The organism is Streptomyces sp. NRRL B-24085, from assembly GCF_001282115.1.
Lineage (GTDB): Bacteria > Actinomycetota > Actinomycetes > Streptomycetales > Streptomycetaceae > Streptomyces.
On sequence record NZ_LJBR01000305.1, the window covers coordinates 1 to 18,744 of the forward strand.

The following is an 18,744-nucleotide window of genomic DNA, read 5'->3' on the forward strand; positions in this document are numbered from 1 at the left end:
CCCCCACCGGCACCGCGGCCAGCGTCACCAGTACCGCGCCCGCCACCACCACCCGCCGGCGCCGCTCGGCGACGCCCCGGCGGCGGATCTGCGGGTACGGCACCGGCGCGGGCCGGATCGTGTACGCGTCCTCGGCGAGCAGCTCCCGCAGCTGCTCCTCGAAGTCCCGCTCCGCTTCCTCGCTCATCTCGTGCCTCCCTGCGGGGCGCGGTCCATGACCTGCGCGAGCCCCGGATACGTACGCAACTTCGCCAGTCCCTTGGACGCCTGGCTCTTGACCGTGCCCTGCGAGCAGCCGAGCACCTCGGCGGCCTCCGCCTCCGACAGGTCCTCCCAGTAGCGCATGACGACCACGGCCCGCTGCCTGGGCGGCAGTTGGGCGAGGGCGGCCATCAGCACGCCGCGTTCGTCGACCCGGGCCACCGCCTCGTCACGGCCCGCCCGCTCCGGGGGCTCGTCGGTCAGCGACTCCTTCACGCGCCGCTTGCGGAAGCGGTCGCTGTTGCAGGTGACCAGCATCCGCCGGACGTACGCCTCCGGGTTGTCGCTGCCCGACACGCGCCGCCAGGAGCGGTACGCCTTCGCCAGCGCGGTCTGCGTCAGGTCCTCGGCGTGATGCGCGTCGCCGGTGAGCAGGTAGGCGGTCCGCACGAGGTGCGACCACCTGGCTCTGACGAATTCCTGGAACCGGTCCTCTAGTTCGGCCTGCATCTGGCACCCTCCCTCGCCCACCAGACCACCGGGGGAGCGGATTCGGTTGCCCGCTCGTCGCTGACGGGTTCGAATGGGGGCATGGAGGGGTGGGACGGACACGGGCCGGGCATCCTGCGACTGCCGTCCGGGCGCCTGGTGCGGGGCCGGGGTCTGCGGCACCCGCTGGATCCGGCCGCGCCGCGACCGGCGTACGGCGTCTATCTGCTCGGCGGGAAGCCTCCCGAGGTCCCCTGGGAGTCCCGCTGGCTGCGCTGGCCGGACTTCCGGCTGCCCGTGGACCGCGCGGAGGCTCGTGCGGTGCTCGGCGAGGTCTGGCGGCGGTCCGCCGGCGAACGGGTGGAGATCGCGTGCGGCGGAGGCAAGGGCCGCACGGGAACGGCCCTTGCCTGCCTGGCGGTCCTGGACGGCGTGCCCCCACCGGAAGCGGTCGCGTACGTGCGTGAGCACTACGACCGGCGCGCGGTGGAGACCCCCTGGCAGCGGCGGTACGTCCGCCGCTTCTGACCGGTCAGCCCAGGGTGCCGGCGACCACCGCGGCCGCGTCGGCGACCAGGGCGTCGTCCCGTACGGCGTCCGGCGCGGGCATGGTCGACAGCACCGACAGGACGATCGGGTCGCCGGTGTCGGTCCAGACGACGCCCACGTCGTTGGCGGTGCCGTAGGAGCCGCTGCCGGTCTTGTCGGCGATCGTCCACGTCTTCGGCAGACCCGCGTGGAAGCGGTTCACGCTGGTCGTGTTGTGCAGCAGCCAGTGCGTGAGCAGCTCCCGGTCCCGCCGGTTCAGCGCGTCGCCGAGGACCAGCCGGCCGTAGGTGCGGCCGACGGCGTACGGGCTCGTCGTGTCGGTGAGCCGCCACGGCTCGGCGGTGTTGAGCTCGGGCTCCCAGCGGTCGAGGCGGGTCACGCGGTCGCCGAGGGAGCGGGCGAAGCGGGTGATCGCGGTGGGCCCGCCGAGTTCGCGCAGCAGGAGGTTGCCGGCCGTGTTGTCGCTGTAGGTGATGGCCACCTCGGCGAGCCCGGCGATCGTCATGCCCTCCGCCAGATGGGCCGCCGTCTGGTCCGAGCCCGGGATCACCAGGTCGTCCTCGGTGTAGTGGATGCGGCGGGCCAGCACCTCGCCGTGCCGGTCCAGGTCGCGCAGGACGGCCGCGGCGGCGAGGGTCTTGAACACCGAGCACATCGGGAAGCGCTCGTCGGCGCGGTACCGCACGGACCGGCCGGTCGAGGGGCGGTGGGCGAAGACGCCGAGCCGGGCGTCGTACCGCTCCTCCAGCGCGCGGAGCCGGGCGGTGACGCCGTCCTCGGCGGCGTGTGCGCTCGTGGTGGTCGAGGCGGTCAGCACGGCGGCCGTGCCGGCGGCCATGAGGGTGCGTCGGGACAGTTCTCCGGAGCCTGAGATGGTGCTCTCCTTCGCTCGGTGACGGTTACCGGTCTCCTCGATGATCGACGCCGAGGGCTCACCCCTTGGTTGCGTCGGCGGGGCAGTAGAGGTCCTCGGCGGGGCGCTTGCCGGTGGCCAGGAAGCGGGAGACCGCCGCGTCGCCGCACGCGGTGCCGTTGTCCAGGTAGGCGTCGTGGCCGGTGGAGTCGTTGACGACCATGACGGCCCGCCGGCCGAGCGCCTCGCGCAGCTTGAGGGCGCCGCTGAGCGGGGTGGCGACGTCCCGTGCGTTCTGCACCATCAGGACGTTGGACGGGCCGCGGTCGGTGACGTGCACCGGCGCCTCCTTCGGCTCCCAGGGCCAGGCGGCGCACGGCATCGCGTTCCTCGGCATGCCGCCGGTCAGCGGGAACCGGGAGCGGCTCTCGGCCACACCCGCGCGGTACACCTCCGGGTCGGCCGGCCAGTCGACGTCGTTGCAGATGGTGGCGGCGGCGACCGCGGTGTAGTTCTGCATGACGGCCTCGGGCGGGCCCGCCGGGGCGGGCGGCACCGTGCCCTTCTTGGCGGCGAGGACCAGCTCGGCGAGGGCCGGGTAGTCGTCCGGGTCGTAGAAGGAGTCGAGCATCGACTGGCGCAGGACGTTGCCGTTCAGCTCCTCGGGGTTGGCGCCCGGCCAGGGGATCGGCTCGCGGTCGAGGCGGGCGGCGAGGCGCAGGAAGAACGGGCGCACCTCGGCGGCCGTGTCGGCCAGGCGGTGGGGGTTGCCGGGTGTGGAGGCCCACGCGGCGAACTCCGGGAAGTTGTCCTCGGCCCCCTGCTCGAAGGCGTTGAGCCAGGCGCGCTCCCCGAGGACGGGGTCCGCGTTGTCGTTGCTGTCCAGGACGACACGGTCGAGGCGCCGGGGGAACAACTGGAGGTAGGCGTCGGCGACGTAGGTGCCGTAGGACACGCCCCACGCGGACACCTTGCGCTCGCCGAGCGCGGCCCGCACCCGGTCGAGGTCACGGGCCTCGTTGAGGGTGCTGATGTGCCGGATCAGTTCGCCGCCGTTGCGTTCGCAGGCCTCGGAGATGCGCTTGCCGGCGGCCATGGTCGCGTCGACGGAGCCGTCCGGGGAAGGCCAGGGCAGCAGGGTGGTGCGGGCCAGGTCCCGGTGTTCGAGGCCGCAGTCGACGGTTGTCGAGGGGGCCATCCCGCGCGGTGCGAAGCCGATCAGGTCGTAGGCGTCCCGCACCTTCTCCGGCAGTTTCTGCCCCTTCCCGGACGGGTCGTTCAGGCTGTCGCCGCCGGGTCCGCCGGGGATGAGGAGCAGGGCACCGCGCCGGGCGTGCGGGTTCTCGCTGCGGATACGGGAGACGGCGATCTCGATCGTCGGCCCGTCCGGGTCGGCGTAGTCCATGGGCACGGAGACGGTCGTGCACCGCTGGCGCGGATCGAGGCCGCCGCCCTCGCACTTGGTCCACTTCAGCGCCGGGGCGCCGGAGTCGGCGGACGCGGACAGCGGGGTCAGGACACCGAAGACGGCACCGGAGGCGGCGGCGATCAGGGCGAGGCTCTTCGTCATCTGCTTCATGCGAGGAGCCTCTCGGATCGCCCGCCGTCGCCCCATCCGGTCAACTGCCCGATCCGCAGGGGGGTTTACCCCCTCAGGGGCCCTAAGGGCTACCCGTCGCCGGGCGCCCGGTGAATGGCCGAAGTGGTGGTGGGGGAGTTCGTGCTGGTCCGGTTAGCCTCGAAGGCCCCGACGACGGAGGCGAGGCAGTGGTGGCGGCCAGTGCGGTGGTGATCGGCGCCGGGGTCTCGGGCCTCACCACGGCGGTGTGTCTCGCGGAGGCGGGCCTGGACGTCCGGGTGGACACCGACCGGCTCCCCGGCGCCACGACCTCGGCCGCAGCGGGCGCGATGTGGGTCCCGTATCTCGTCGGGCCGCGTGACCTGGTCGACCGCTGGAGCCGCCGGACCCTCGCGGAGCTGACCGCGCTGAGCGCGGACGCGGACACCGGCGTCCGGCTGACGGAGGGCACCCACGAATCCAGGGTCCCCCGCGAGATGCCCGCCTGGGGCACGGTCGTCGGCGCGCTCCCGTGCCCGCCCGAGGACCTGCGGGACGGCTATGTCACCGGCTGGCGCTACCGGGCCCCGCTCGTCGACATGCCCCGCTACCTCGACCATCTCCGGCGACGTCTGGAGCGGGCCGGCGGAACCGTCCGGCAGTGCCGGTACGACACCCTCGGCGAGGCCCTCCGCCAGGCCCCGGTGATCGTCAACTGCACCGGCGCGGAAGCCCGGTTCCTCGCCGGCGACCCGGCGGTGGACGCGGTGCGCGGCCGGCTCGTCGTGGTCGAGAACCCGGGCATCGACACCTTCTTCTGCGACGACACCCCCGGCGCCGAGGAACTCACCTGCATCTGCCCCCACGCCGACGCCGTCGCCCTGGGCGGCACCGCCGAGCCGGGCCACTGGGACCTGCGGCCCGACGAGGACGCGGCCCGCGAGATCGTACGGCGCTGCACGGCCGTGGAGCCCAGGCTCGCCGGTGCCCGGGTGATCGGGCAGCGGGTGGGCCTGCGCCCGGTCCGCACCGGCGTCCGGCTCACCCACGAGAGGCACGGCGACCGCCTCCTCGTGCACAACTACGGGCACGGCGGGGCGGGTGTGACCCTGTCCTGGGGGTGCGCCCGGGAGGTCGTGGACCGGGTCCGGGCCGCCGTGGGCGCTACTTGAGAAGCCCGAGGAAGTGGGTCCAGGCGCCGGTGGGGAAGACGAGGACGGGGCTGTCGGTGCCGAGTTTGGAGTCCCGGACCGGCATGGCCCCGGGGACTCCGTCGGTGACCTCGACGCAGCTACCGCCCTCGCCGTTGCTGTAGCTGCTCTTGCGCCAGCGGGCGTTGCTCAGGTCGTACTCGCGCATTGTCTGAAGTCCTCCGCCGCCGACTCGACCAGGGCCAGGGACGCCTCCGGCGACAGCGCGGCGACCCTGAGCAGATCGTATGCGCGCTGCGCCCGTTTCACCACGGCCGGATCATCGATGAGCGTCCCCGAAAACGCCGTCTCTGTATAGGCGAGGGGAGGCGCGTCGTCGAACTCCATGAGCTGGAGCATCCCGGCGATCGAGGCGTAGGCCCCGGCCGCGAACGGCACCACCGTCAGCCACACCTTGCGGTCCCGCATCAGCCGGGCGATGTAGTCCAGTTGCTCGGCCATGGACTGCGGACCACCGACCGGGATGCGCAGCACGCTCTCATGCAGGACCACCCAATACTCGGGCCTGGTCGCGTCCTTGAGGATCCGTGCCCGTTCCAGGCGGGCGGCGACCTTCTCCTCGACATACTCGTCCGTGACGAACGGATTCGCGGCGATCGTCACGGCTCCGGCATAAGCCGCCGTTTGCAGCAGGCCGGGCACCACCGTCGGCGCGAACTCACAGATCCTCGTCGCCGTGCGTTCGAACTCCACGACCTGCGCGAAGTAATCCGCATACCGCTTGTCGTCGATGAGCTTCCGGCACAGCCGCTCGAAAATACCGTCGGTTTGTAGAACTTCGTCGATCCGCTGGGAGATATCCAGTTGCGGTTTTCGAAAAGCCTGCTCGAACTGCCCGATATAAGCGCCCGAGACGAAGACGCGTGACCCCAGCTCCGCCTGGGTCATCCCCACCTCCTCCCGGTGCCGCCGCAGTTCCGTGCCGAAGAACTCCCACGCCGCCTGCCGTGAACCATTGGCCATGGCCAACCCCCTTGTTCAGCTTCGCACTTGTAGTGCACAGACTCCTGCCGAGTGTAGGGAAAGAAGAGCACCGTGGAGACGGGAAGAGTGAAACCCGAAAAAGGCGGGGAGTTCGAGGGAATCGGCGTCTGGAGGGAATCGGTGACGAAATTGCCCGTGGGTTCGTACGTCGTGGACACCCGCACCGGGAGGTCCGGCGTGGTGATGGGGCACGAGGGGCCGTACGTCCAACTCAGACCCCACGGCGGCGGCAGGGAGTGGGACGCGGCGCCGGAGGCGGTCCGGGAGGCCACCCCGGCGGAGCGGCCGAAGATCACCGGTGGGTACCGGTCCGCAGAGGAGGGCCGGCCGTAGTCGGGGACACCGGCGAGCACGGCCCCGGGTAGGCGAGAATGGGTTCATGAGTCTGTTCCGCGAAGAGGGCACCGTGCCGCGCACCCGGCGCGGGGGTGTGCGATGAGTCTCTTCCGGGACGACGGGGTCGTGCTGCGGACGCAGAAACTGGGAGAAGCGGACCGGATCATCACGCTGCTCACGCGCGGGCACGGGCGGGTGCGGGCCGTGGCCAGGGGCGTGCGGCGGACCAAGTCGAAGTTCGGGGCGCGGCTGGAGCCGTTCTCCCACGTGGACGTGCAGTTCTTCGCGCGGGGGAGCGAGCTCGTCGGGCGCGGGCTGCCGCTGTGCACACAGAGCGAGACCATCGCGCCGTACGGTGGCGGGATCGTCTCCGACTACGCCCGGTACACCGCCGGGACGGCCATGCTGGAGACCGCCGAGCGGTTCACCGACCACGAGGGCGAGCCGGCCGTCCAGCAGTACCTGCTGCTCGTGGGGGCCCTGCGCACCCTCGCCCGGGGCGAGCACGCGCCCCACCTCGTCCTCGACGCGTTCCTGCTCCGCTCCCTCGCGGTCAACGGCTACGCCCCGAGCTTCAGCGACTGCGCGCGCTGCGGCATGACCGGCCCGAACCGCTTCTTCTCGGTGGCCGCCGGCGGCTCGGTCTGCGTGGACTGCCGGGTGCCCGGCAGCGTCGTACCGTCGCCGCAGACCCTGGAACTCCTCGCCGCGCTGCTTACGGGAGACTGGGAGACCGCGGACGCGAGCGAGCCGCGGTACGTCCGGGAGGGCAGCGGGCTGGTGTCCGCCTACCTGCACTGGCACATGGAGCGCGGGCTGCGCTCCCTCCGGTACGTCGAGAAGTCGTAGAGCACCACTGAGGAGACGAGAAGCACCATGGCCGTAAACGGGATCCTGGGGCGCCGGCGGCGCGAGTACAGGGCGCCGGAGCCGCACCCGTCCGGTGCCCGCGCGCCGAAGCTCCCCGGTGAGCTGATCCCCGAGCACGTGGCGATCGTCATGGACGGGAACGGCCGGTGGGCCAAGGAGCGCGGGCTGCCCCGGACGGAGGGGCACAAGGTCGGCGCCGAGCGGGTCCTCGACGTGCTCCAGGGCGCGATCGAGGCCGGCGTGAAGAACATCTCGCTCTACGCCTTCTCCACCGAGAACTGGAAGCGCTCGCCCGACGAGGTCCGCTTCCTCATGAACTTCAACCGGGACTTCATCCGCAAGACCCGCGACCAGCTCGACGAACTCGGCGTCCGGGTGCGCTGGGTGGGCCGGATGCCCCGGCTGTGGAAGTCCGTGGCCAAGGAGCTCCAGGTCGCCCAGGAGCAGACCAAGGGCAACGACAGGCTCACGCTGTACTTCTGCATGAACTACGGCGGCCGCGCCGAGATCGCCGACGCCGCGCAGGCCCTCGCCGAGGACGTGAAGGCCGGCCGCCTCGACCCGTCCAAGGTCACCGAGAAGACCCTCGCGAAGTACCTCTACTACCCGGACATGCCCGACGTGGACCTGTTCCTGCGGCCCAGCGGCGAGCAGCGCACCTCCAACTACCTGCTCTGGCAGAGCGCGTACGCCGAGATGGTGTTCCAGGACGTCCTGTGGCCCGACTTCGACCGCCGCGACCTGTGGCGGGCGTGCGTCGAGTTCGCCTCCCGGGACCGCCGCTTCGGGGGGGCCGTGCCGAACGAGGAGCTGCTCGCCATGGAGGAAGCGATGAAGGGCGAGCCGGAGGACTGACCTCCGGACCCGCCCCCGGCGGCCGTGTGCGGGCGGTCCGCGGCGCACACGGCCGGTGCGTCAGTCCTGGGCGGCCGCGCAGTCCGCGCAGGTGCCGAAGATCTCCACGGTGTGCGCCACGTTGACGTAGCCGTGCTCGGCGGCGATCGCGTCGGCCCACTTCTCGACGGCCGGGCCCTCCACCTCCACGGCCTTGCCGCAGACCCGGCAGACGAGGTGGTGATGGTGGTCGCCGCTGGAGCAGCGCCGGTAGACGGACTCGCCGTCGGAGGTGCGCAGGACGTCCACCTCGCCCGCGTCGGCGAGGTTCTGGAGCGTGCGGTAGACCGTGGTCAGACCGACGGCGTCGCCCTTGTGCTTGAGCATGTCGTGCAGTTCCTGCGCGCTGCGGAACTCGTCGACCTCGTCGAGGGCCGCCGCCACGGCGGCCCGCTGCCGGGTGGCGCGGCCCTTCACGGGCGGTCCTGCGGTCGTCACGGGTTCCTCCTTCGTTCGGCGGCTGCCGGGCCATTGTGCCAGCCCGGCCTGTGCCGGGTCAGACGCCGACCGGGCCGTCCGCCTCCCGACTGGCCGGAATCACACACTCCGCGGGGTCCGGGGCGGGCTGCGCGGCGGCGGCCGCCCGGGCCCGTCGCCGGGCCAGCGGAGTGGCGAGCCCCGTCAGCAGGATGAACGCCCCGATGGTCAGCAGCACGATCGTCGCGCCGGGCGGCACGTCCTGGTAGTACGAGGTAACGGTGCCGCCGATGGTCACCGTCACACCGATCGCCACCGCGATCGCGAAGGTGGCCGCGAAGCTCCGGCTGAGCTGCTGCGCCGCCGCCACCGGCACCACCATCAGCGCGCTCACCAGCAGCAGTCCGACCACCCGCATCGCGACGGTCACCGTCACCGCGGCCGTGACCGCCGTCAGCAGGTTGAGGGCGCGCACCGGAAGGCCGGTGACCCGGGCGAACTCCTCGTCCTGGCTGACCGCGAAGAGCTGCCGGCGCAGCCCCAGGGTGACGAGCACCACGAACGCAGCCAGCACGCAGATCGCCGTCACGTCCGACGCGGAGACCGTGGACAGCGAACCGAACAGGTACGACGTCAGGTTGGCGTTGGAGCCGCCCGGCGCGAGGTTGATGAACATCACGCCGCCGGCCATGCCGCCGTAGAAGAGCATCGCGAGGGCGATGTCGCCCCGGGTCCTGCCGTACCAGCGGATCAGCTCCATGAGGACCGCGCCGAGCACCGAGACCAGGGTGGCCATCCACACCGGCGACCAGGAGAGCAGGAAGCCGAGGCCGACGCCGGTCATCGCGACATGGCCGATGCCGTCGCCCATGAGGGCCTGGCGGCGCTGGACGAGGTAGATGCCGACGGCGGGGGCGGTGATGCCGACCAGGACGGCGGCCAGCAGGGCCCGCTGCATGAAGGCGTAGTCGAGGAAGTCCATCAGCTCAGCAGTCCCGTACGGATCGGCTCGTGGTCGTGGTCGTGGGGGTGGACGTGGTCGTGCCCGGGCAGGGCGTGCTGGCCGACCGCGCGCGGGGGCGGGCCGTCGTGCTGCACACAGCCGTCGCGCAGGACGACCGCCCGGTCGATCAGCGGCTCCAGGGGCCCGAGTTCGTGCAGCACGAGCAGGACCGTGGTGCCCTCGGCGACCTGGTCCCGCAGGGTCCGGGCCAGCACCTCCTGGCTCGCCAGGTCCACGCCCGCCATCGGCTCGTCCATGATCAGCAGTTCGGGTTCGGCGGCGAGCGCGCGGGCGATCAGCACCCGCTGGTGCTGGCCCCCGGAGAGGGCGTTCACGGAGTCCTTCGCGCGGTCCGCCATGCCGACCAGCTCCAGGGCCCGGCGCACGGCCGCGTGGTCCGCCTTGCGCAGCACGCCGAAGCGGGCCCGGGACAGCCGGCCCGAGGAGACGACCTCGGTGACGGTCGCCGGGACACCGCCCGCGGCGGTGGTGCGCTGCGGGACGTACCCGACCCGGGCCCAGTCCCGGAAGCGCCCGCGCGGAGTGCCGAAGAGCTCGACCTCCCCCGCGGCCGCGGGGACCTGGCCGATGATCGTGCGGATCGCGGTGGACTTGCCGGAGCCGTTGGCGCCGAGCAGCGCGACGACCTCACCGCGGTGCACGGTGAGGTCGATGCCGCGCAGGACGGGCCGCGAACCCAGGTCGGCGCGGACCTCGCGCAGGGATACGACGGGTTCGGTCATGCCGTCCTCCGATGTCATTTCGCTCCCAGGGCGGCCTGAAGCGCCTTGAGGTTGGCTTCCTGGACCGCGAAGTAGTCCTTGCCGCGCGACTTCTCGGTGATGCCCTCGATCGGGTCGAGGACGTCCGTCTTCAGCCCGGCGTCGGAGGCGATGGTCTTCGCGGTCTTGTCGCTGACGAGCGTCTCGTAGAACACGGTGGTGACGCCGTCGGCCTTCGCCATCTTCTCAAGGTCCTTGACGCGGTTGGCGCTCGGCTCCGACTCCGGGTCCAGGCCGTTGATGGCCTCCTCGGTCAGGCCGTAGCGCTCGGCGAGGTAGCCGAAGGCGGCGTGCGTGGTGATGAAGACCTTGCTGTCGGTGTTCCTCAGCCCGTCCTCGAACCTGGTGTTCAGGGCGTCGAGCTTCTTCACCAGGGCCGCGGTGTTGGCCTTGTAGTCGGCCGCGTGGTCCGGGTCGGCCTTCTCGAAGGCGGCGCCGACGCCCTTGGCGACCTCGGAGTACTTCACCGGGTCGAGCCAGATGTGGGGGTCCTTGCCGCCGGCTTCCTCGCCGTGTTCGTCGTCGTGCTCGGCCGCGTGGCCGCCGACCTCGTTGCCGTGCTCCTCCAGGGAGGTCAGGGTGGCCGCGTCGATCGTGGTCCCGACCCCGGCCTGGGCGACCGCCTCGTCGACGGAGGGCTGGAGGTTCTTGAGGTAGAGCACCGCGTCGGACTCCTGGAGCTGCGCGGTCTGCTTGGCGCTGATCTCCAGGTCGTGCGGCTCCTGGCCGGGCTGGGTCAGGCTGGTGACGCTGACATGGTCCCCGCCTATCTGCTCGGCGAGGAAGGCCATCGGGTAGAAGGACGCGACGACGTCGAACTTGCCGGTGCCGCCCGCCGCGGCACTGTCGGTGGAGCAGGCGGAGAGGGCGGCCAGGGCACCGGCGGCGGCGATCATGGGTATCAGGCGTCGTCGTACGTTCATGACAGTCATTTTCATCAAATATGGAAACCGTTGTCAACAAAGTCCCGGTGCCGAACCGATTTGATACGGGGGGTGGCGGCGCCGGTAACCTGAGGCATTCGCTGCCGTCCATTCGTCATGAAGAGAGCACCGTGGCCGCCGACAAGATCGACACCATCGTCAGCCTGAGCAAGCGCCGGGGCTTCGTTTTCCCCTGTAGTGAGATCTACGGCGGCCAGCGCGCCGCCTGGGACTACGGACCGCTGGGTGTCGAGCTCAAGGAGAACCTGAAGCGTCAGTGGTGGCGTTACATGGTGACGTCCCGTGAGGACGTGGTCGGTCTCGACTCGTCCGTGATCCTGGCCCCCGAGGTCTGGGTCGCGTCCGGTCACGTGGCCACGTTCACGGACCCGCTGACCGAGTGCACCTCCTGCCACAAGCGGTTCCGCGCGGACCACCTGGAGGAGGCGTACGAGGCCAAGAAGGGGCACGCCCCGGAGAACGGCCTCGCCGACGTGAACTGCCCCAACTGCGGCAACAAGGGCCAGTTCACCGAGCCCAAGCAGTTCTCGGGCCTGCTCTCCACCCACCTCGGCCCGACCCAGGACAGCGGCTCCGTCGCCTACCTGCGTCCCGAGACCGCGCAGGGAATCTTCACCAACTTCGCCCAGGTGCAGGTCGCTTCGCGCAAGAAGCCGCCGTTCGGCATCGCGCAGATGGGCAAGTCCTTCCGCAACGAGATCACGCCCGGCAACTTCATCTTCCGCACCCGCGAGTTCGAGCAGATGGAGATGGAGTTCTTCGTCAAGCCGGGCGAGGACGAGAAGTGGCAGGAGTACTGGATGGAGCAGCGCTGGAACTGGTACACCGGCCTCGGCCTCCGCGAGGAGAACATGCGCTGGTACGAGCACCCGGCCGAGAAGCTCTCCCACTACTCCAAGCGCACCGCCGACATCGAGTACCGCTTCCAGTTCGGCGGCAACGAGTGGGGTGAGCTGGAGGGCGTCGCCAACCGCACCGACTACGACCTCAACGCCCACTCCAAGGCCTCCGGCCAGGACCTCTTCTACTACGACCAGGAGGCCGGCGAGCGCTGGACGCCGTACGTCATCGAGCCCGCGGCCGGTGTCGGCCGCGCGATGCTGGCGTTCCTGCTCGACGCCTACGTCGAGGACGAGGCCCCCAACGCCAAGGGCAAGCTGGAGAAGCGCACGGTGCTGCGTCTCGACCACCGCCTCGCCCCGGTGAAGGTCGCGGTCCTGCCGCTGTCCCGCAACGCCGAGCTGTCCCCGAAGGCCAAGGGCCTCGCCCAGACGCTGCGCCAGAACTGGAACATCGAGTTCGACGACGCCGGCGCGATCGGCCGCCGCTACCGGCGTCAGGACGAGATCGGTACGCCGTACTGCGTGACGGTCGACTTCGACACCCTGGACGACAACGCGGTGACCGTCCGTGAGCGCGACTCCATGAAGCAGGAGCGCGTCTCCCTCGACCAGATCGAGGGCTACCTGGCCGCGCGTCTCGTCGGCTGCTAGGTCCGTCGGCTGCCGCGTCTCTGGGCTGTGAGGTCCGCCGGATGTGAGGTCCGGTGGCCGGCGGTGCGTCGTCGTGCGCGGACGCGTCGTGGCCGGTCGCGCAGTTCCCCGCGCCCCTGACGGGGCGCACCTGGGGCGTCCCTGACGAGTGGCCCCCGATACAGGTCTCCGTGTGGACCTGTATCGGGGGCCTTTCCGTGTCCAGGCTGGCCCCATGAGCCTCGCCTTCCTCCTCACCACCCTCGTCGTGGTCGCCACCCCCGGCACCGGGGTCGTCTACACGCTCGCCGCCGGGCTCTCCCGCGGCCGGCGCGCGAGCGTCGTCGCCGCGTTCGCCTGCACCCTCGGGATCGTGCCGCACGTCCTGGCCACCGTCACCGGGCTCGCCGCGCTGCTGAACGCGAGCGCCGTGGCGTTCCAGGCGGTCAAGTACGCCGGAGTCGCCTATCTGCTGTACATGGCCTGGGCGACCGTGCGGGACAGGACGGTGATCGACGTCGACCAGGGCGACGCGCCCCGGTCCGCGGGCCGCGTCATCGTCCGAGGCGTGCTGATCAACCTCCTCAACCCGAAGCTGACGATCTTCTTCCTCGCGTTCCTGCCCCAGTTCGTGAACCCGGCCGAGCCGCATGCCCTGCCGCGCATGCTGGCGCTGAGCGGGGTCTTCATGCTGGCGACCTTCGTGGTCTTCGCCGGCTACGGGGTGCTCGCGGCCTCGGTGCGCAGCCATGTGATCTCGCGGCCCCGGGTGATGGCCTGGCTGCGGCGGAGCTTCGCGGGGTCCTTCGTGCTGCTGGGAGCGAAGCTGGCGACCACCGACTGAATCGGTGGAGACCGCCGACAAGTGACAGCTGACAGATATTGAAATCTGTCAGCTGTCATGGCAAGGTGGATGACATGACGATGCGAACCCGAACCCTCGGTACCACCGGCCCCCAGGTCTCCGCGCTCGGACTCGGCTGCATGGGCATGTCCGGCATGTACGGCGAGAGCGACCGGGCCGAGTCGATCGCCACCATCCACGCCGCCCTGGAGGCCGGCGTCACCCTGCTGGACACCGGCGACTTCTACGGCTCGGGCCACAACGAACTGCTGATCAGCGAGGCGCTGCGGACGGCTCCGGCCGCCCTCCGCGAGAAGGCGCTGCTCAGCGTGAAGTTCGGCTCCCTGCGCGACCCGGACGGCGGCTGGACCGGCTTCGACGGCCGCCCGGCCGCCGTGAAGAACTTCGCCGCGTACTCCCTCCAGCGCCTTGGCGTCGACCACATCGACGTCTACCGCCCCTCCCGGCTCGACCCCGAGGTGCCGATCGAGGAGACGGTCGGCGCGATCTCCGAACTGGTCGAGAAGGGCTGGGTCCGGCACATCGGGCTCAGCGAGGTCGGCGCCGACACCATCCGCCGGGCCGCCGCCACCGCGCCGATCTCCGACCTCCAGATCGAGTACGCGCTGATATCCCGGGGCCCCGAGCGGGAGATCCTGCCCACCGTGCGTGAGCTGGGCATCTCCGTCACCGCGTACGGAGTGCTCTCCCGTGGGCTGATCTCCGGCCACCTCACCGCCGACCGGCGCCTTCCCGCGAACGACTTCCGGGCCCACGCGCCCCGCTTCCAGGGCGAGAACCTCCGGCACAACCTCGCGCTGGTCGAGTCCCTGCGCAAGATCGCCGAGGAGAAGGGCGTCACCGTCGCGCAGATCGCCATCGCCTGGGTGGCCTCCCGGGGCGAGGACATCGTGCCGCTGGTCGGCGCGCGGACCCGCGAGCGGCTCGGGGAGGCCCTGGGGGCGCTGGACGTAACCCTGGATGCCGCGGACCTCGCCGCCGTCGAGGCGGCCGTACCGGCGGACGCGGCGGCGGGCGAGCGGTACGCGGCGCCGCAGATGGCCATGCTGGACAGCGAGAAGTGAACACGGTGCGGCCGGTCGCCGGCGGCTGTCGGGGGTCTGCTGCGGGTCGGTGGGGGCTGGTCGCGCAGTTCCCCGCGCCCCTGGGTGGGTGTCGTGCGGGTCGGTCGAGTCGTGTCCGGCCCGTGGTGAGCGCCGTGCTGCCGGTCGTTGCTGCGGGTCGGTCGAGTTGGGGCCGGCCGGTGGTGAGTGTCGTGGCAGGTACCGTCTAGGCATGCCCCCGACCACCGAGATCCTGACCGCCGAGCGCATCCTCGAAGCCACCGAGGAGGTGCTGCGCCGCCACGGCCCCGCCAAGGCCACCGTGGTGGACGTGGCACGCGCGCTCGGCGTCAGCCACGGCAGCGTCTACCGCCACTTCCGCACGAAGGCGGCGCTGCGGGAGGCGGTGACGAAGCGGTGGCTGGACCGGGCGACCGGCATGCTGGCCGAGATCGCCGCCCAGGACCGCGCCCCGGAGGCCCGGCTGCGGGACTGGCTCGCCGCCCTCTTCGAGGCCAAGCGCCGCAAGGCGGGCGACGATCCGGAGCTGTTCGCCACGTACACGGTCCTGACCGGCGAGAACGTCACGGCGGTCAGCGAGCACCTCACCGAGCTGACCGGCCAGCTCACCCGCATCGTCCGGGACGGCGTCGACGCGGGCGTCTTCACCGTCGCCGACCCGGCCGTCGCGGCCCTCGCCGTCTTCCACGCCACCGGCCGCTACCACGACCCCGCCTATGCAGGGGAGTGGGAACAGCCCGGCGCCGAAGCGGAGTTCACGGCGCTGGTGGACCTGCTGGTCCGGGGCCTCACGGCCTGACCGCCGACGCGCTACTGCGAGGGATCCACCGTCGCCTGGTGGGCCTCCGCGAGATGTTCCTCCGCCTTCAGCCAGGGCAGGAACTGCGCCGCCCTGCGCCAGCCGCAGGTGTCGCACCTGATCGTGCGCTGCGCGCCCTTGCGCTCCACCTGGACCACGTGCTGGCGCCCGTGCTGGTCGAAGCGGCTCACCCTGCTCGTGCCGGTCTGCACCATCTGCCTCGCCTCCGGCAAGGAGTGTGCAGCAAGAACAACATCAACAGCGGTATCTTCACGGGGCGTTCGCCAGGACTTGAGCCGCGCCGTCAGTCGACCGTCCGCGGCAGCCGCAGACTCAGCACACCGGTCAGGGCCACTCCGGCCAGCTGGACCAGCAGCGTCGTCACCAGCGCGTCCCGCATGCCCATGCCCGGCACCAGGGTGAGGAAGAGGCTGCCCAGCGTGGCCACGCCGAGCGCCAGGGCGGCCTGCTGGGTGGTGACCATCACACCACTGCCCACCCCGGCCCGCGCGGGCGGTACCTCGGACAGGACGATCCGGAAGACCACCGGCAGCTGGAGGGCCTGGCCCACCCCGGCGATCGCACCACCGGGCAGCAGGGGCAGCAGCCCGAGGTCCGGCCAGGAGGAACGGGCCGCCAGGATCATCAGCCCCAGACCGACCGCCTGGACCAGCGCGCCCGCCGTCACCACCCGGGTGCCGAAGCGGGTGATCAGCCGGGGCCCGGCAACCGACGTGACCAGGAACGTCACCGCCAGCGGGACCAGCGCGAGGCCCGCCTGCACGGGACTGCGGCCCGCCCCCTCCTGGAGGGCCACCGCGATCACGAACATGAAGCCGGCGAACCCCATCGAGAACGGCACGATCAGCAGCAGGCCGCGCCGCAGGGACACCAGCGCGAACAGGCTCGGCGGGACGAGCGGCGTACGGCCCGCGCGGTCCGCCCGGCGCTCCACCGCGAAGAACGCCCCCGCGAGGAACGGGAACGCCGCCAGCGACAGCCACGTCCACAGCGGCCAGCCCGCCGCCCTGCCCTCGGTCAGCGGGGCGAGCAGCGCCAGCAGGGTCGCCGCCAGCAGGACCGTGCCCGGCCCGTCCACCGGCTCGGGGCGGGGGGAGCGGGTCTCCGGGACCGTACGGGCCCCGAGGAACAGGCCGGCCACGACGACCGGGACGTTCACCAGGAACGCGGCCCGCCAGCTCGTGCCCGCGATGTCGGCCGCCACCAGGACCCCGCCGAGGATCTGGCCCGCCACCATGGCGAGGCCCGCCGTCGCGCCGTACAGGCCCATCGCCCGCGCCCGGCGGGACCCGGCCGTCGCCGACTGGATGGTGGCGAGGACCTGGGGCAGCATCGCGGCCGACGCGGCGCCCTGCGCGACCCGCGCCGCGACCAGCGTCCACGCGGTCGGCGCGAGCCCGCACGCCAGCGAGGTCAGCCCGAACGCCAGCATGCCGCCCAGGAACAGCCGGCGGCGCCCGAAGAGGTCACCGAGCCGGCCGCCGAGGACGAGGAGGACGGCGTACGCCAACCCGTAACCCGCCACGACGAGTTCGAGGACCGACTCGCTCGCGGAGAGGTCCGCGCCGATGCTGGGCAGGGCGACGTTGACGATGAAGAAGTCGATGAGCGGGAGTGCCGCGGCGAGCAGCACCGTGAACAGTCCGAGGCCGCCCAGCTCGGGTGGCGCGGCGGCGCGGACGGGGCGTGGAGTGGTGGTTTCGGTGGTCACGTCCCCGAGCCTGCGCCCACCCCCAGACGGGTACCAGAGTCTTCTTATCCTGGTAGAAGAACCACCTGGCAACAGGGTCCCGGTGGAGGCAGGCTGGAGGCATGACCACCGTGGCCCAGGAGACAGCCGTACCCGCGACCGCGTCCCTGTCCGTGATCCGGCGCCATGAGCTCGCCGCCTTCCTGCGCCACCGCCGCGAGCACATCACCCCCGAGCAGGTCGGCCTGCCCCGAGGCCGCAGGCGCCGCACCCCGGGCCTGCGCCGGGAGGAGGTCGCCCAGCTCTCCGCGGTCGGCGTCACCTGGTACACCTGGCTGGAGCAGGCCCGGGACATCCAGGTCTCCGTGCAGGTCCTGGACGCCCTCGCCCGCGCCCTGCTGCTGGACCCGAGCGAGCGCTCGCACCTCTTCCAGCTCGCCGGCGCGGCAGACCCGACCCCCGCCACCGCCTGCCCGTCGATCACCCCGGCCGTCCGGCACGTGCTCGAACAGCTGGAGCCGCTCCCGGCCTGCGTGCAGAACAGCCGCTACGACATCCTCGCCTACAACCGCACCTACGGCCTGCTCCTGTGCGACCTGGACACGGTGCCGGCCGAGGACCGCAACTGCATGATCCTCTCCTACACCAACGACGACTGGCGCTCCTCCATCGTCCACCTCCCGGAGGTGCAGCGGCTGATGGCCGCCCGCTTCCGCGCCACCATGGCCGGCCATCTCGCCGAACCCGCCTGGAAGATGCTCCTGAAGCGGCTGCGCACCGAGTCCCCGGAGTTCCGCGAGGTCTGGGACCGCCACGAGGTCATCGAACACCGGGGCCGCCGCAAGGAGTTCATGAACCGCTACGTCGGCCGTGTCTCCGTCGACCACACCGACCTCTGGCTCGGCCCCGAGGCGGGCCCCCGCATGGTGACCTACGCCCCCGCCGACGAGGAGTCCCGGCGGCGCCTGGAGCGGCTGCACGCGATCGCCGTGGAGAGGGTGCCGGCCGCGCGGGCGTGAGGCGCCCGCACGCGTCCTTCCGCCTCGGTCGCCGCAGGTGGGGATGAGTGTCCGAAGTACGGGAACCCGGTCCGTCCGAAGGACAGAACCCCCCCACATGCGAGGCGAGCCATGGCCGAGCAGAAGTCGTCGCAGCAGGCAGCAGAACCGCGGTCACCGGCGCAAGGGCTCCCACAGCCGCTGCGGGCGGCCGCATCGGTGCTGGGGAAGGTGCCCGGGGCCGGGACCGTGGGCCGGGTGGCCGAGGGAGCGCTGGACCGGGTCGGGGCGGTGTCCCCACGCGGCCGGCGGCTCGCGGTGTACGCCGGGGCCGGGGTGCTGGGCGTCGCCGGCATCGTCGAATGGCCCGTCGCGGTCACCGGGGCCGCGGTGGCGTGGCTGACCCAGCCCAGGCCGGGCCGGGAGGAGTCCGGCGGCGAGAGCCGGCCCACGCCCCGCGTCCTGGCCTCGACCCACGGCAAGCCGGACCCCGCGTCCCGCCAGGCGGCCGCCGCGCCGCCCACGCCCTCCGACAAGCTCCCTCCGCACGAGACGGCGGCGCCGTCCGGGCGAGGCGGCCCCGGGGGCGCCACCACGGGCCGTACCCGATCCGGCGACTGAGGACGACCCATGAACCGAGGACTCACGACAGCGGCCGCGGGCCTCGTCCTGGCCGGCCCGCGCCTGCTCGCCAGGGGTACGCCCACCGCGGTCGGCGTGGCGGCCGGGGCGGCGGGCGTACCC

At 72.0% G+C, this 18,744-nt stretch carries 22 protein-coding genes and 1 pseudogene; 11 read left to right on the forward strand and 12 right to left on the reverse strand.

Annotated features, from left to right (window positions below; all coding sequences use genetic code 11):
* Together AOJ26_RS29620 and AOJ26_RS29625 are read right to left on the reverse strand one after the other, a co-directional pair.
* A pseudogene (locus AOJ26_RS29620) lies at positions 1-187 on the reverse strand (hypothetical protein); the annotation flags it as partial.
* Positions 184-711: a SigE family RNA polymerase sigma factor gene (locus AOJ26_RS29625; RefSeq protein ID WP_053851434.1), complete on the reverse strand. Its 528-nt coding sequence runs from the start codon at positions 709-711 to the stop codon at positions 184-186. The gene AOJ26_RS29625 and the pseudogene AOJ26_RS29620, both read right to left, overlap by 4 nt.
* Before the next feature lie 81 nt (positions 712-792).
* On the opposite strand from AOJ26_RS29625, the gene AOJ26_RS29630 reads away from it, so the two are divergent.
* Positions 793-1,218 carry a protein-tyrosine phosphatase family protein gene (locus AOJ26_RS29630; protein WP_053851435.1) on the forward strand — a complete coding sequence of 142 codons (426 nt, stop codon included), beginning with the start codon at positions 793-795 and terminating at the stop codon, positions 1,216-1,218.
* A gap of 4 nt (positions 1,219-1,222) precedes the next feature.
* On the opposite strand, the gene bla is transcribed toward AOJ26_RS29630, so the two are convergent.
* Complete coding sequence (gene bla / locus AOJ26_RS29635; protein WP_063790337.1) at positions 1,223-2,077, reverse strand: class A beta-lactamase; 855 nt, start codon at positions 2,075-2,077, stop codon at positions 1,223-1,225.
* 94 nt (positions 2,078-2,171) lie between these two features.
* Positions 2,172-3,671, reverse strand: a complete 1,500-nt coding sequence (locus AOJ26_RS29640) for an alpha/beta hydrolase (RefSeq protein WP_053851437.1) — start codon at positions 3,669-3,671, stop codon at positions 2,172-2,174.
* A gap of 191 nt (positions 3,672-3,862) precedes the next feature.
* Here AOJ26_RS29640 and AOJ26_RS29645 point away from each other — a divergent pair, with 191 nt between their 5' ends.
* Positions 3,863-4,822, forward strand: a complete 960-nt coding sequence (locus AOJ26_RS29645) for an FAD-dependent oxidoreductase (protein WP_053851455.1) — start codon at positions 3,863-3,865, stop codon at positions 4,820-4,822.
* Here the strand turns inward: AOJ26_RS29645 and AOJ26_RS29650 are convergent.
* Both AOJ26_RS29650 and AOJ26_RS29655 read right to left on the reverse strand, forming a co-directional pair.
* On the reverse strand, positions 4,815-5,009 hold the full coding sequence (locus AOJ26_RS29650) for a DUF397 domain-containing protein (protein WP_053851438.1): 195 nt from the start codon (positions 5,007-5,009) through the stop codon (positions 4,815-4,817). The two genes, AOJ26_RS29645 and AOJ26_RS29650, sit on opposite strands and share 8 nt — an antisense overlap.
* On the reverse strand, positions 4,991-5,824 hold the full coding sequence (locus tag AOJ26_RS29655; RefSeq protein ID WP_053851439.1) for a helix-turn-helix domain-containing protein: 834 nt from the start codon (positions 5,822-5,824) through the stop codon (positions 4,991-4,993). The genes AOJ26_RS29650 and AOJ26_RS29655 overlap by 19 nt, the downstream gene beginning before the upstream one ends.
* A 141-nt stretch (positions 5,825-5,965) precedes the next feature.
* On the opposite strand from AOJ26_RS29655, the gene AOJ26_RS29660 reads away from it, so the two are divergent.
* From AOJ26_RS29660 to AOJ26_RS29670, 3 genes are all read left to right on the forward strand, one after another.
* Complete coding sequence (locus tag AOJ26_RS29660; RefSeq protein ID WP_107092852.1) at positions 5,966-6,178, forward strand: hypothetical protein; 213 nt, start codon at positions 5,966-5,968, stop codon at positions 6,176-6,178.
* 102 nt (positions 6,179-6,280) lie between these two features.
* On the forward strand, positions 6,281-7,030 hold the full coding sequence (recO, locus tag AOJ26_RS29665) for a DNA repair protein RecO (protein ID WP_053851441.1): 750 nt from the start codon (positions 6,281-6,283) through the stop codon (positions 7,028-7,030).
* A 27-nt stretch (positions 7,031-7,057) separates the two neighbouring features.
* Positions 7,058-7,906 (forward strand): isoprenyl transferase, encoded by an 849-nt coding sequence (locus AOJ26_RS29670; RefSeq protein WP_053851442.1) that lies wholly within the window; start codon positions 7,058-7,060, stop codon positions 7,904-7,906.
* 60 nt (positions 7,907-7,966) lie between these two features.
* Here the strand turns inward: AOJ26_RS29670 and AOJ26_RS29675 are convergent, their stop codons facing one another.
* From AOJ26_RS29675 to AOJ26_RS29690, 4 genes are read right to left on the reverse strand one after another with little or no spacing between them, the layout of a single operon-like run.
* The gene (locus tag AOJ26_RS29675) at positions 7,967-8,383 is read right to left on the reverse strand and encodes a Fur family transcriptional regulator (RefSeq protein ID WP_053851443.1); all 417 of its coding nucleotides are present in this window, start codon (positions 8,381-8,383) and stop codon (positions 7,967-7,969) included.
* Between the two features lie 58 nt (positions 8,384-8,441).
* Positions 8,442-9,344: a metal ABC transporter permease gene (locus tag AOJ26_RS29680; protein ID WP_053851444.1), complete on the reverse strand. Its 903-nt coding sequence runs from the start codon at positions 9,342-9,344 to the stop codon at positions 8,442-8,444.
* Complete coding sequence (locus AOJ26_RS29685; protein WP_053851445.1) at positions 9,344-10,126, reverse strand: metal ABC transporter ATP-binding protein; 783 nt, start codon at positions 10,124-10,126, stop codon at positions 9,344-9,346. Before AOJ26_RS29685 ends, AOJ26_RS29680 begins: the two co-directional genes overlap by 1 nt.
* Positions 10,123-11,070 (reverse strand): metal ABC transporter substrate-binding protein, encoded by a 948-nt coding sequence (locus tag AOJ26_RS29690; RefSeq protein WP_053851446.1) that lies wholly within the window; start codon positions 11,068-11,070, stop codon positions 10,123-10,125. Before AOJ26_RS29690 ends, AOJ26_RS29685 begins: the two co-directional genes overlap by 4 nt.
* A 131-nt stretch (positions 11,071-11,201) precedes the next feature.
* On the opposite strand from AOJ26_RS29690, the gene AOJ26_RS29695 reads away from it, so the two are divergent.
* From AOJ26_RS29695 to AOJ26_RS29710, 4 genes are all read left to right on the forward strand, one after another.
* Positions 11,202-12,584, forward strand: coding sequence for a glycine--tRNA ligase (locus AOJ26_RS29695; RefSeq protein ID WP_053851447.1), 1,383 nt, complete (start codon positions 11,202-11,204; stop codon positions 12,582-12,584).
* Positions 12,585-12,798: 214 nt separating this feature from the next.
* Positions 12,799-13,407 (forward strand): LysE family translocator, encoded by a 609-nt coding sequence (locus tag AOJ26_RS29700; RefSeq protein ID WP_053851448.1) that lies wholly within the window; start codon positions 12,799-12,801, stop codon positions 13,405-13,407.
* A gap of 74 nt (positions 13,408-13,481) precedes the next feature.
* Positions 13,482-14,492 carry an aldo/keto reductase gene (locus AOJ26_RS29705; RefSeq protein ID WP_053851449.1) on the forward strand — a complete coding sequence of 337 codons (1,011 nt, stop codon included), beginning with the start codon at positions 13,482-13,484 and terminating at the stop codon, positions 14,490-14,492.
* Between the two features lie 211 nt (positions 14,493-14,703).
* Positions 14,704-15,291, forward strand: coding sequence for a TetR family transcriptional regulator (locus AOJ26_RS29710; protein ID WP_053851450.1), 588 nt, complete (start codon positions 14,704-14,706; stop codon positions 15,289-15,291).
* An 11-nt stretch (positions 15,292-15,302) separates the two neighbouring features.
* Here AOJ26_RS29710 and AOJ26_RS29715 read toward each other — a convergent pair whose 3' ends face one another.
* Both AOJ26_RS29715 and AOJ26_RS29720 read right to left on the reverse strand, forming a co-directional pair.
* Complete coding sequence (locus AOJ26_RS29715) at positions 15,303-15,506, reverse strand: hypothetical protein (protein ID WP_053851451.1); 204 nt, start codon at positions 15,504-15,506, stop codon at positions 15,303-15,305.
* A gap of 89 nt (positions 15,507-15,595) precedes the next feature.
* Positions 15,596-17,023, reverse strand: a complete 1,428-nt coding sequence (locus tag AOJ26_RS29720; RefSeq protein WP_053851452.1) for an MFS transporter — start codon at positions 17,021-17,023, stop codon at positions 15,596-15,598.
* A 101-nt stretch (positions 17,024-17,124) separates the two neighbouring features.
* Here AOJ26_RS29720 and AOJ26_RS29725 point away from each other — a divergent pair, with 101 nt between their 5' ends.
* Together AOJ26_RS29725 and AOJ26_RS29730 are read left to right on the forward strand one after the other, a co-directional pair.
* Positions 17,125-18,021, forward strand: a complete 897-nt coding sequence (locus AOJ26_RS29725; RefSeq protein ID WP_053851453.1) for a helix-turn-helix domain-containing protein — start codon at positions 17,125-17,127, stop codon at positions 18,019-18,021.
* Positions 18,022-18,132: 111 nt separating this feature from the next.
* Positions 18,133-18,621 carry a hypothetical protein gene (locus tag AOJ26_RS29730; RefSeq protein WP_053851454.1) on the forward strand — a complete coding sequence of 163 codons (489 nt, stop codon included), beginning with the start codon at positions 18,133-18,135 and terminating at the stop codon, positions 18,619-18,621.
* Positions 18,622-18,744: the final 123 nt, after the last annotated feature.